Source organism: Flavihumibacter profundi, from assembly GCF_020076305.1.
Lineage (GTDB): Bacteria > Bacteroidota > Bacteroidia > Chitinophagales > Chitinophagaceae > Flavihumibacter > Flavihumibacter profundi.
The window spans coordinates 913,311-925,801 of record NZ_JAIQXE010000001.1 but is presented as its reverse complement, the minus strand read 5'-3'; the positions used below and the strand labels follow the sequence as shown (position 1 = coordinate 925,801).

Here is a 12,491-nt window from a genome sequence, read left to right as displayed (position 1 = left end):
TACGATTCACTATCTTTATACCTATGCAATGCATCATCTTTTCTGAAGAATATTGCCAACCGGAAAACCTTTTCCCTTTTACCCTTACCAGGCGCATTCAGGATATCAGGATCGGCATTCTGACCATTCGTGAAAAATGGGAAAAAATCCTTGGTCTGCCTTCCTTTGATAAATGGGAAGGTGATTATAAAGAAGGGACCCGGTCTATCCGCATCGATGGCGGACTGGAAGAAGGAAATTACCTATTGGTACATGCTAATATTCTCCCCACCGAAACTCTTGCAAAAGCTATTATGGCCTTGTCGCCTGGGGAATTGCTGATGCATCCTGAGTCAGGAGCAATAGCTTTTCATTTTAGCTCAGGTGATGTCAGTTCACTGCATCGTATTAAAGTAAGGCAGACTACTAATTATGATAAGGAAGTGCATTGCCTCAAGGCACCCTGGGAGATTTTCATGAAAAATGATATTGCACTGAGGCTCGATTTTGAGCTGTTGACAAAAGGCAGGAAATCTGTGCCTGTTAGCGCATCCAACCAGGTAATTGGCAAAGAAAATATTTTTATAGAAGCCGGGGCTGTGGTTGAGAATAGCATTATAAATGCATCCAGTGGTCCTGTTTATTTTGGCGCCAATGCCCTTGTTATGGAAGGCTGCATGATAAGGGGCTCCTTAGCTTTGCTTCCAAATGCAGTATTGAAGATGGGTAGTAAGGTTTATGGTGCAACAACTATTGGTCCGGGTTGTATCGCCGGTGGTGAAATAAAGAATAGCGTTATGATGGGATATTCCAATAAAGCGCACGATGGATATCTTGGTGATGCCGTAATTGGTGAATGGTGTAACCTTGGAGCCGGTACAACCGCTTCTAATGTTAAGAATAATGCAGGGGAGGTTTATGTTTACCATCCAACCAGTGATGGGGGGCGTGGTAAAGCTGGTATCAAATGCGGTTTGATGATGGGAGATTACAGCCGCTCTGCAATCAATACTTCGTTTAATACCGGAACAGTTATTGGCGTTTCGAGTAGTGTATTTGGTTCGGGGCTATTACCCAAATATATACCCAACTTTTCATGGGGTGCAGATGGTATCAGGAAATATGATTTTGACCTGGCGTTGAGGGATATCAGGAATTGGAAAGGACTAAAAGATGCAGAAATTAGCAGGAGAGAAGAACATATCTTGAAATACATTTACGATAATTATTAAACCAATAGCAATTAATGAGAAAGCAAATCGCAGCGGCTAACTGGAAAATGAACCTGACGTACCAGCAGGGAGAAAAATTATTAGATGATATCCTGACGGCAAAAATTCCTTTGGCTCCTCATCAGCAGGTAATTTTTACAGTACCCTACCCTTACCTGATTATGGCGAACAGTGCGGTAGCCAACGAGAACAATTATGCTGTGGCTGCCCAGAATTGCTACCATAAAAAATCGGGTGCTTTTACCGGTGAAGTATCTACTGAAATGCTACAGTCTATCGGGATTAAATATTGTGTAATCGGCCACAGTGAGCGGCGTGAATATTTTGCTGAATCAAACCAGCAGCTGGCAGAAAAAATTGACCTTCTTCTGGAAAAAAGCATCCAGCCTATCTTTTGTTGTGGTGAAGCACTTTCCATCAGGGAAGCAGGCACCCAAAACAATTGGGTGGAAACACAATTGAAAGAATCACTTTTTCATTTGCAACCTGGCGATATGGAAAAAGTTATTATCGCCTATGAACCAATCTGGGCAATCGGAACGGGAAAAACTGCTTCAGCCGCCCAGGCACAGGAAATGCATGAATTTATAAGAAGCATTATACAGCAGAAATATGGCACTGCCATTGCAGATAATTTATCCATTTTATATGGCGGCAGCGTAAAAGGCGCTAATGCCGGCGAAATTTTTGCCGGACCTGATGTGGATGGTGGACTTGTGGGCGGTGCCTCACTTGTAGCTGAAGAGTTTATTGCAATTATCAAAGCATTAAAATAGAGATTTATGCAACGGGCGGAAACGTTACAACCTTTGTCAAGGCAACATAAAGCCGCATTGATGACCTGCCTGCTGATTCGAAAGGGAATCAGCAAGCAGGCATCCGTTGCAGTTATGGCAGATTTTTTCCTGAAGAGCTGGGAAAAAGACCTGTTGCCACATATCGAGGAAGAAGAAAGACTATTGGTCCCCCTGCTTAACAGGTATCCCGAAGGCAAAACTTTTGCAGCAACTATTTTAAGGGACCATGAACTTTTACGCAATGGTATTGAACACCTGAAGCAGCAAAACCTTAATGAACGGCTGATCGGCAGCCTTGCCGACCAATTGGAACAGCATATCCGTTTCGAAGAAAGAATTGTATTCCAGCAAATGCAGGATTTTATTCCTGAAAAAGAATTGAATCACATCCTATTCAAAGAAGATAAAAGCCAGCCGGTTTGTAATAGTTACACGAACCATTTTTGGGAATGAAAACCAAAAAATGTCCAACCCGAAAAGAATCCTTATAATTAAAACCGGCGCCGCAGGTGATGTTGTCCGTACAAGCTGTTTGTTGCCTGTATTAAAAGATGACTTTGTTACATGGATTACTGATTCTTCCTGTGTTCCTTTATTTCCGGCTGAAGGATATCCGCATCTAAAGATTTATGCAATACAGGATATCCCCGAAAGCCTGTTGTCTGAAAAATTCCACCTGGTACTTTCATTGGAAGAAGATGAATTTTGTGCAAAACTTGCCAGCAGTGCAGATACACAAAAGTTGACGGGCATTTTTTGGTCTGATGGCATATCATATACAAAAGATTCTTCCGGCTGGTTTGATATGAGCCTGGTATCAGTTTTTGGGAAAGATATTGCCAATGAAAAGAAGAAAGCGAATCTGTTCAGCTATCCCGAATTGTTATATGCAATGGTCGGACTGCCCTTTAATGGCGAGCCATATCAAATATACCAGCCTGCAGCAGAAAAAAACAGGAACTTAATAGGAATTGAAAAAACTGCCGGACGAAGATGGCCCAATAAAAATTGGGCAGGCTATGATAAACTAAATGATATCCTTCGCAGCATGGGATATGAAACTGTTTTTTTTGAAAGGAAAAATTCATTACGGGATTATATGGCCGAAATTAACCGGTGCAGCCTGATTGTGTCGGGTGATACCCTGGCTATGCATCTCGCACTTGCTTACAGGATCCCTTGCGTAGCATTATTTAACTGTACCAGCCCAGCTGAAATTTATGATTATCAACTCCTCGAAAAAATAGTCAGTCCGGAACTTAACGAATTTTTTTATTCCACCCACTACCAGGCTGAAGCAATAAAAGCAATTGAATTGTCCACAGTTTTAAAGGCAATCCTCAATAATTGGTTCATACATTACCCGGAACCTGGTCAAACAAAGGCGCAAACTGCTTTCTCAGGTTTTCAACCGTAAAATTACCGGATGCCTCCCTGGCTGCTGTTGCCAGCTCTTCATAAGAACCCGGATTTTGCAGGGAATGTATTATCAGTTTACGAATATCTTCAACCGAACCATAAGAGTAACCGGCTTTTTTCAGGATTCCGGGAACCTGCAGGGAAGCCGGGTAAATAAAAGGCTTTGCATGTTTTACAATGTCAAAAATATTCCCGGACGATTTGGTAATGCCGTATGTCTCTGGAATTTTCCCACAAATAGTGGTGTGTATAACAGAAGGTATCCAGATAAAATGTGCCAGGTCTAAAATTTCATCAAAAATATGCTGGTCAACTATTTTAGTCTCGAACCATACCAGGTTGGCGGAAATGGAATCCCTGCATTGATTCCAGATATTTCGTGCAAATTCGTTATCACCACCACCAAGCAGGGTGATGGTTACCGGTAGTCCTTTAAGCATGTTTGCCAATTCAAAAACCACCGGATAATTTCTTCTTTTATTATCGATGGATCCCGGTATCGCAATATTAATATGATCATAAGGCGGAATTCCAACCGGCTGATTTTCATATACAGCCCCCGGGATGGTAAAGACTTCTTTACTACCGCCGGAAACCTTTAATAAATATGGTTTGACCGTTTCAGCAACAGTATTGAAGGATTGCACCCTGGCAGTCAGTAATTTTTTGCCAAGGTATTTGATCATTTTCCGCGGTGACAATCCGGGTTTATCCCTGAACAGGCAATTCACGTCATGCACTGTTAAAATTGACCTTGAAGTTTTTCCAAACGGTAAAATCAGGGCGTACCACAAATGATGTTTTGAAACTGTATTGAGATAAAGCAGTCGGATATGGTGTTCTATGATTGCCTTCCTGATTTTCAGGCAAAAGGAAAAGCTTGATTCTTTTTCTTCCTGTATTATCCAGTGAAATTTCCCGGCATCCGGACCCAGCAGGTCAATTAGTCTCGTGTAAGTAAGCTGGTTCACAAAAATGAATAACTGGTTATGGCCATTGTCAAACAAACGGATTACCGGATAAACTCCTTCAAAATGATCTGTTTCCTGAATTCCTACATTCATTGCAATACTTACTTTTACCAAATTAATATGGAAAACAACAAGGCTGGCATAAAACCGGACAAATATTTTCTTCATGCATACGGTGATATTTCATTCCGTCATGGTGGCGTAGGCAATACTGATGCGGAAAAAATATTGTTGGCTGAAGGTTACAGGCCTGTTTCGCTGCCAGAGCATTCATCTCCTTTACTTACGTTGCAAAGGTGGCTTGTATCACGTTCCATTGCTCAAAAAACACCAGCTAATGCTATCCTTGTTTGCCAGTTCCCGGTTTATCCGCGCATGTACCGTTACCTTATCAGGCGATTACTGAAAAAAGGGGTTACCGTAATTGTTTTCCTTGCTGATATCGATGGCCTGAAAGATGGCAACAACAGGTTGTTACAACAGGAAAAAGAATTCTTAAGCAGTTGCAGTTTCTTCATTGTACACAATGAAAATATGGAAGGCTGGGTTCGTTCTTTCAGAAAAGATGCAAAAATTGCGCAACTTGGGCCATTTGATTTTTTAACAAACCCGGCTTATACAGACCGGGGCCAGGATGAAGGCATTAATTTCTCAGGGAATTTAGCTAAAAGCCTTTTTCTGGGAAACCTGCACCTGCTACCTGAATTGCATTTTCACCTGTATGGGAATGGAATTACCCCAGCCATTAAAAACCTTCCCAATATTACCTGGCATGGGGCTTTTGATCCCCATGAATTACCATCTCTGATTAAAGGCAGTTATGGATTAATTTGGGATGGCAATTCAATTGATGGTCCGGAAGGAAGCCTGGGGCATTACATGCAATTTATTAACCACCATAAATTATCATTATATATACTGGCCGGGATGCCGGTGATTGCCCCGGGTTTTGCAGGGTCAGCATCTTTTATTAAAGAGCACCGGATTGGCTGGCTGGTACAATCATTAGCAGAAATACCCCAATTGCTTAAAAGTATTTCACCAGCCGAGTATAAGGAGACTGTTGCCAGGATGGAACCTATAGCCAGGGCAATCAGTACAGGTGCCCATTTAAAGGCTGCTTTGGATAAGCTCACCAAAGAACTTTTATAAGGCAATAAGCCATTGTGTTTAGTTCTTCAGTTTCTGCACCAGGTCAATATAAGCCTGCATGGCATCCTCTTTGGATTTGCCCTTCAATGCAGACCAGGCCTCATACTTTGCTTTTGCCACAAAGTCAAACATACTGGGTCCTTCTCCATTTACATCACCTTCTGTTGCCTGTTTGTACAAGGAATATAGGTTCAGCAAAGTTTCATTGCTGGGACGCTCACTAAGTGATTTGCTTTCTGCTACTGCCTGCTCAAATAGTCTTTGTTGATCCATGTCCAGTGTAAATTTGCCGCGAAAGTAATTGATTTTAACGCAATTCCTGCCTAGTTTTTGCTACTTTTGCACCGCATTTAAGAAAGCATGAGATGAAGAATATCAGGAATTTTTGCATAATTGCCCATATCGACCACGGAAAAAGTACACTGGCTGACAGGATGCTGCAAAGCACCAATACCATCAGTGAACGGGAAATGATGGACCAGGTATTGGACGATATGGACCTGGAGCGGGAAAAAGGTATTACTATTAAAAGTCATGCTATCCAGATCAATTACCGCCATCCCGATGGCCAGGAATATACTTTAAACCTTATCGATACCCCCGGCCATGTGGATTTCAGTTATGAAGTCAGCAGGGCGCTTGCTGCCTGTGAAGGCGCTTTATTGCTTGTAGATGCTGCCCAGGGTATCCAGGCGCAAACGATCAGTAATCTGTACCTGGCCATTGATAATGACCTTGAAATCATTCCTGTTATCAATAAAATTGATATGGAAGGTGCAATGATTGAAGAGGTTAAAGACCAGATCGTTGAATTGATCGGATGTAAACCGGAAGAAATTTTACTGGCCAGCGGCCGTACCGGCCTGGGCGTGGATAAAATCCTTGAGGCAATTGTTGAACGCATCCCACCGCCAAAAGGCAACCCGGATGCACCCCTGCAGGCCTTGATCTTCGACAGCGTGTTTAATAGTTACCGGGGAATTATCGTTTATTTCAAGGTAAACAATGGTACCATCCGCAAGGGTGATAAAATTAAGTTTGTTTCTACCGGGCAGGAATATTTTGCAGATGAAGTCGGTATCCTTAAGCTTAAAATGACGGAACGGAATGAGGTGTCTGCTGGTGATGTGGGCTATGTAATTACCGGTATCAAGAATGCCAAAGAGGTTAGGGTGGGTGATACCTTAACGCTTGCCAATAACCCGACTACTGAAATCATTAAAGGATTCCAGGAAGTGAAACCCATGGTTTTCGCCGGAATTTTCCCTGTGGAAACTGATGAATTTGAAGAGTTGCGCGATTGCATGGATAAATTGCAATTGAACGATGCTTCAATTACTTATGAATTGGAAACATCGCAGGCGCTTGGTTTCGGATTTCGTTGCGGCTTCCTGGGTATGTTGCACATGGAAATCATCCAGGAAAGGCTGGAACGGGAGTTTAACCAAACGGTAATTACCACTGTTCCCAACGTAAGTTTCATCGCATACACCAGCAAAGGCGAAAAGATTATTGTAAATAATCCGACAGAAATGCCTGACCCCAGCAGGATTGACCGGATTGAAGAGCCATTTATTAAAGCCCAGATCATTACAAAGCCCGATTATATCGGGAATATCATGACACTTTGTTTGGGTAAAAGGGGTATTCTGATTAACCAGAGCTACCTTACGCAAACCCGCGTGGAATTGATTTTTGAATTACCGCTTACCGAAATAGTTTTTGATTTCTACGATAAACTGAAAAGCCAAACCCGTGGATACGCTTCCTTTGATTATCATCCGATCGGCTATCGCGAAGCTGATATTGTGAAAATGGATATCCTGCTGAATGCGGAAAGGGTGGATGCACTGAGCGCGCTGATCCATCGCGGCAGGGCCAATGATTTCGGCCGGAAGCTCTGTGAAAAATTGAAGGAGTTATTACCGAAACAGCAATTCCTGATTGCCATCCAGGCTGCCATCGGCGCCAAAGTAGTTGCCCGTGAGAATATCAGCGCAATGCGTAAAGACGTTACTGCCAAATGTTACGGTGGAGACATTAGCCGTAAAAGAAAACTATTGGAGAAACAGAAAGAAGGTAAAAAACGGATGCGGCAGATAGGCTCTGTGGAAATTCCGCAGGAAGCTTTCCTGGCAGTTCTCAAATTAGATGATTAGGCAGAAGGAGTAAGCTTTTCCTGTACGAGGGACCAGATTTTCAGCCAAAAGGCATTCCTGAATATGACTAATTGCAGCAACAGGTAAAGCACTGCAAAACCTGTCAAACCAATAGCCAGTTGCCCATATGCGGTTGGTGATGCTATTATGGCTACCTGGGAACATAACAGGGCCAAAGGGAAAGCCGAAAGGCATACAATCAATTCCCTGGCCAATTCCAGGCTGATCTTAAAATACTGTCTCGAATAAAGGATCGAAGCAACCAATACACCACATTCTGTAATTAGTACAGCAATTGCAGCACCTGTTGTAAACCAAACCGGAATCAGGACCAGGTTTAGCAGGAAAGATACAGCTGTTGCTGCCGCATAAATTGCCACCAGTAATTTTTCGCGATGGTGTACCATTAATACCTGGATATTGAAAAAATCATGGAGTGGTACCACAACCCACAGTAACGCAAAGATGTGCAGGATATTAATTGCGGGAAGGTAGTTATCACCAACAACAAACCTTATTACCGGGGAAGCGAAGAAAAAAAGTAATGCGCCGATGGGTATACTAAGGTGCAGCATCATCAGTAAGCTTTGCGATTGCAGGTCTTTATCTACGGCACTCCGGAAAAGGCGCACGAAAAACACGATGGAAGCGCCAACAAATACATTAAGTCCAAGGCGTACAATTTTTGCCGCTACTGTATATTGGCCTATATCTGCCACCTTTCCTGTACGGGCCAGCAATATGGTATCTACCGTAAAATACAGGGAACTCAGCACTCCCAAAAAAGCAAAAGGTAAAAGGGCAGCTAATAACCTTCGAAACAGCGCCGGATCCCATTTCCAATGGGAAAATATTTCGCGCATATTCCACCAGGCACTCCCGGCAATTAATGTATAGTTTATGGCACTTATAATAATATAGTGAATAAGGTGCGCCGGGTTCCTCACAAAAATGAATGAACTTACAAGGACGAATAGCCGAAGAATAAAAGTACGCTGTAATAAAAACCTGAACTTTTCCTGTGATTGAAAGTACCAGTCGGCATGGAACATGTAAATCGTCATAATGTAGGCATACAGCCAGGTAATTTCCCTGCCACCAATCTGGACCGGCTTATTCAGTACATAAACCAGGTAAACTGCCATACCCGAAACAGCCATAATGGTATTGATCAGCAATAAATGAAGAACAGTATTGGATTGGTCTGTATCACCTATGGCAGATTTGCTGAGTAATCTTAACCCGTAATAATTGACGCCGAATCCAGCCAGGACAATCACGACAGTCATCATCGATTCATAAAATCCGATAACACCATAACCAGACGGACCCAGCGTTCGGGTCATGTATGGGAAAAGAATGAGGGGGAAAATAATATTCAATGCAGTATTGCTATACTGCAGCAGTAATTGTCCGAATGGAATTTTAATTTTATCCGCCACCCGTTTTTTTAGGTTTTACTTTCTCTTTTTCCTTGCCCTTTTCTTCATTTTTCCGGGAACGCTCTTCCAGTTTCTTTTCATCAATGTTTCCGTCTTTATCCCGGATTGCATCCTCAACTGGCGCATTCCCTAAAAATGGATCTACTTTTTTGAATTGATCGGGGACATCTGTAAATACTTTCGGCACATGCACCCATTTCCCATCTTTCCAGCGGAAGCCTTCAAAATCCCCATCAGGCACATAGGTTTCAGGGCGGTTTGGTTCATCAGATTCAGAAATAAGGTGATCAAAAATAACCATATCCATCTCCGGGTTATAATTAAAGGTAGTACTGGCTTCTTTTTTGTATTCGATATTAAACCGGTATTGCACCCTGGCCGTTTTTGCACTATCGGGCTGTACCAGGAAAAATGGCCCTCCAAAAACAGGTTCCCCTGTTTTATCATCGAAAGTCAGCACATCCATCCATTTTCGGTTACTGCTCACCGTATATCCGTCAAAGCCTATCAGCGTGTAGTAATTCTTGTTCTGCCAGGTCTTCTGGATTACCTTATAATAGATCGCACCAATCCAGGCATTCCTGTTCCTGATGGAATCAAGTGGCTTCCGGGTAAACATGGAAGCATCAAAAAGCGGGTACAATTTAAGGCTGCCATCTTTGGTCCTCATCTGGATAGCCCCTTTCTGGTAATAGAAATATTCGTCTTTTTTCAATTGCCAGGTAAATATCTTAAAACTGCTGTCGGGAGCATACAACCTGGAAACAGAGCTTATGGAATCAAAACCGTATTCAAATGAATAGGGCACTTTAAGGGCGCGGATAAAACTGCGGACAAAAATACTGTCATTTAAAAACCTCTTTCCAGCACTGCCGGCATTGATCATACTGTCGGCATAAATCTTAAGGGAATCCTCTTTTTTCCGGAGTTCCTTCAGGTTATTTACACTGATCTTCCCCTGGGCCGAAACCAGGACTGGCATTGCAAACAAAAGCGCTAAAAAAATAATTGTTTTCATATTTGTTACCTGCTATGAAGGTACAGTTTTCATGCCTGTGGCAATGCCCTGGCAAAATTTAACAAGTCATTGAAGGCGAGGTCAATGGCATGGTCGGGAAGGGGCAGGGCCGGAGTGGTAGTTTTAACAAAAACGGTATGCATTCCCGCATTTCGTCCAAAGATCATATCACTCAGGTTATTACCCACCATTATAGCTTTGGAAAAATCAATATCCGGAAAATCAGCATGTGCCTGTAGGGCCATGCCTGGCTGGGGTTTCCGGTTTGGGTGTTCGTTGTCCAGTGATGTGCAATAATAAATTTCATCGATAGTTACATGCACATTTGCTAAAATAGCCCGCATATGGGAATGTATATCGTGCAGGTCTTTTTCTGCCATCAGGCCTTTTTCAATGCCTCTTTGGTTGGTGACAATTATGATCCTTTTAAACAGCTTTGAAAATATTTGCATTGCCTCCACAGCACCTTCATAAAAAACAAATTCACCGGGATGGTAAATATAATCGCCTTCTTTTTCATAATTAATTACACCATCGCGATCAAGGAAAAGGGTCCAGTTCTTATCAACGTCTGCAAGGTTCAGCATGTGAAGTGTATTTAGGCAAAATATTTTTCCTCTACCAACTGGCAAATAATATGTCCCAGCATAATATGGCTTTCCTGGATCCGGGGGGTATCATCAGCTGGAACATTGAAGAGGAAATCGCTGAGGTCTTTCAGCTTACCGCCGGAGGAACCGGTGAAACCAATGGTATGGATACCCGATTTCCGCGCGGCCTCAAAAGCCAATAGAATATTGGGTGAATTACCTGAGGTGGAAAATCCCAGTAAAACATCGCCGCTTTCCATAATGCCCTCTACCAAACGGGCATAAATCACATCAAAACTATAATCGTTTGCTACTGCAGTCAGGTATGATGTATTACAATGCAGGGCTTCTGCAGGAAGGGCCCTACGGTTTTTATAGAACCTTCCGCTGAATTCAGCAGCCAGGTGCTGTGCATCGGCTGCACTTCCACCGTTGCCACAAAAATAAAGCCGGTTCCCCTTCCTGAAAGCTGCCGTAATGAGTTCAACAACATCTTCCAGCCGCTGCAAAATTTCCGGGTTAGCCAGTATTTTATCTTTCGTCCGGATGGACTGCTGAATAATTTCTTGAATCTGTTTTTGCATATTAATTGCTTTCAACTAAAGTTTTATACAAGTCCAGCAAAGATCGGGAAAATGCCGGCCAGCTGAATTTTTGCTTTTCAGCCAGGATATTTGCTGTATAATGAGCTTCTCCTAATTCGAAAAAGCGGCGGATTGATTTAGCCATTTCAACCGGTTCCGGCAGGGTCACTATACCAGTCTTGCCATCCGGCACATAGTCTGGTAATCCACCTACATTTGTTACGATCATAGGCTTTTCAAAATGATAGGCAAGGGGCGTAACGCCACTTTGGGTGGCATTCCGGTAAGGTTGAACCACTACATCCGCTGCACTGAAATAATATTTCACTTCATCATTCGGAATAAAATCATTTTTAAAAATGACCTGCTTACCTATGCCCAAATTATTTACCAGTTCAATGTATTTGCCGGCATCTTCATAAAATTCTCCGGCTACCAGTAACCGAACCGTTGGATCATCCAATTCTTTCAGTGCCTTTAATAAAATATCGAGTCCCTTGTATTTGCGGATAAACCCAAAAAATAATAAAAGCCGGGCGTCCCTTGTGATTCCCAGTTTTTGCCTGGCGATATTTTTATCAATGCCTTCCCCGAAATTATCATACAAAGGATGATTGAGTTTGATGACGGGCTGTTGGTGGAGAAAGGTTTTAAGGTCTTTCAGAACCTTTTCGCTCATACAAACGAAAGCGTCGCAGGCGCCAACAAAATATTTTGTAAAAGCAGTATCACCAAACCGTTTTTCGTGTGGTTGTACGTTATCGGTAATAGCCAATATTTTAGTATGGCCATTCTTTTTTACCCTTCGCAACACTGTTCCAAAGGCAGGGCCCACAAGTGGTAACCAGTAACGTACAATGACCAGGTCGGGTTTTAGGTGGCGAAGGTAATTACCGGTTTTAATCCAGCTGATTGGATTCATGGAATGCAGCATTCTTATTATTGTCAAACCTTCAGGAGCCGGTTCGCTGGTCAGTTGTGATTTCCCCGGAAATAAGAAAGCAGGGTATTGTACCGTGAAATTCAAAATCGACACCTGGTGTCCTTCGTGCTGTAATTCTGCAGCGAGCCTTTCATTAAATGTAGTGATGCCGCCGCCCCTGAATGGATGGGCGGGACCAAGTATGACAATTTTTAAAGACATGCGG

At 42.7% G+C, this 12,491-nt stretch carries 13 protein-coding genes; 6 read left to right on the top strand and 7 right to left on the bottom strand.

All coding sequences use genetic code 11. The features are described 5' to 3' along the window. The first annotated feature begins 23 nt into the window (after nt 1-23). The 4 genes from LAQ65_RS03900 to LAQ65_RS03885 are packed head-to-tail and all read left to right on the top strand — an operon-like array spanning nt 24 to nt 3,425. Nucleotides 24-1,211, top strand: a complete 1,188-nt coding sequence (locus LAQ65_RS03900) for a putative sugar nucleotidyl transferase (protein ID WP_224115627.1) — start codon at nt 24-26, stop codon at nt 1,209-1,211. Nucleotides 1,212-1,225: 14 nt separating this feature from the next. Then, entirely contained in the window at nt 1,226-1,987 is a 762-nt protein-coding gene (gene tpiA, locus LAQ65_RS03895; RefSeq protein ID WP_224115626.1) for a triose-phosphate isomerase, read from the top strand. 6 nt (nt 1,988-1,993) lie between these two features. Further along, the gene (locus LAQ65_RS03890; RefSeq protein WP_224115625.1) at nt 1,994-2,461 is read left to right on the top strand and encodes a hemerythrin domain-containing protein; all 468 of its coding nucleotides are present in this window, start codon (nt 1,994-1,996) and stop codon (nt 2,459-2,461) included. Nucleotides 2,462-2,471: 10 nt separating this feature from the next. Further along, on the top strand, nt 2,472-3,425 hold the full coding sequence (locus LAQ65_RS03885) for a glycosyltransferase family 9 protein (protein WP_224115624.1): 954 nt from the start codon (nt 2,472-2,474) through the stop codon (nt 3,423-3,425). Here LAQ65_RS03885 and LAQ65_RS03880 read toward each other — a convergent pair. Then, on the bottom strand, nt 3,361-4,566 hold the full coding sequence (locus tag LAQ65_RS03880; RefSeq protein WP_224115623.1) for a hypothetical protein: 1,206 nt from the start codon (nt 4,564-4,566) through the stop codon (nt 3,361-3,363). The two genes, LAQ65_RS03885 and LAQ65_RS03880, sit on opposite strands and share 65 nt — an antisense overlap. On the opposite strand from LAQ65_RS03880, the gene LAQ65_RS03875 reads away from it, so the two are divergent. After that, entirely contained in the window at nt 4,519-5,550 is a 1,032-nt protein-coding gene (locus tag LAQ65_RS03875) for a hypothetical protein (protein WP_224115622.1), read from the top strand. The two genes, LAQ65_RS03880 and LAQ65_RS03875, sit on opposite strands and share 48 nt — an antisense overlap. Nucleotides 5,551-5,568: 18 nt before the next feature. On the opposite strand, the gene LAQ65_RS03870 is transcribed toward LAQ65_RS03875, so the two are convergent. Beyond that, complete coding sequence (locus tag LAQ65_RS03870; protein WP_224115621.1) at nt 5,569-5,823, bottom strand: acyl-CoA-binding protein; 255 nt, start codon at nt 5,821-5,823, stop codon at nt 5,569-5,571. A 92-nt stretch (nt 5,824-5,915) separates the two neighbouring features. On the opposite strand from LAQ65_RS03870, the gene lepA reads away from it, so the two are divergent. Beyond that, on the top strand, nt 5,916-7,709 hold the full coding sequence (gene lepA / locus LAQ65_RS03865; protein ID WP_224115620.1) for a translation elongation factor 4: 1,794 nt from the start codon (nt 5,916-5,918) through the stop codon (nt 7,707-7,709). Here the strand turns inward: lepA and LAQ65_RS03860 are convergent. From LAQ65_RS03860 to LAQ65_RS03840, 5 genes are read right to left on the bottom strand one after another with little or no spacing between them, the layout of a single operon-like run. Further along, nucleotides 7,706-9,151, bottom strand: coding sequence for an oligosaccharide flippase family protein (locus LAQ65_RS03860; protein WP_224115619.1), 1,446 nt, complete (start codon nt 9,149-9,151; stop codon nt 7,706-7,708). The two genes, lepA and LAQ65_RS03860, sit on opposite strands and share 4 nt — an antisense overlap. After that, complete coding sequence (locus LAQ65_RS03855) at nt 9,141-10,169, bottom strand: hypothetical protein (RefSeq protein ID WP_224115618.1); 1,029 nt, start codon at nt 10,167-10,169, stop codon at nt 9,141-9,143. The genes LAQ65_RS03860 and LAQ65_RS03855 overlap by 11 nt, the downstream gene beginning before the upstream one ends. Nucleotides 10,170-10,198: 29 nt before the next feature. Next, nucleotides 10,199-10,756 carry a D-glycero-alpha-D-manno-heptose-1,7-bisphosphate 7-phosphatase gene (locus tag LAQ65_RS03850; protein ID WP_224115617.1) on the bottom strand — a complete coding sequence of 186 codons (558 nt, stop codon included), beginning with the start codon at nt 10,754-10,756 and terminating at the stop codon, nt 10,199-10,201. An 11-nt stretch (nt 10,757-10,767) separates the two neighbouring features. After that, on the bottom strand, nt 10,768-11,343 hold the full coding sequence (locus tag LAQ65_RS03845; protein WP_224115616.1) for a D-sedoheptulose-7-phosphate isomerase: 576 nt from the start codon (nt 11,341-11,343) through the stop codon (nt 10,768-10,770). A 1-nt stretch (nt 11,344) separates the two neighbouring features. Continuing rightward, a complete protein-coding gene (locus tag LAQ65_RS03840; RefSeq protein WP_224115615.1) occupies nt 11,345-12,487 on the bottom strand; it encodes a glycosyltransferase in 1,143 nt (380 codons plus the stop codon). Nucleotides 12,488-12,491: the final 4 nt, after the last annotated feature.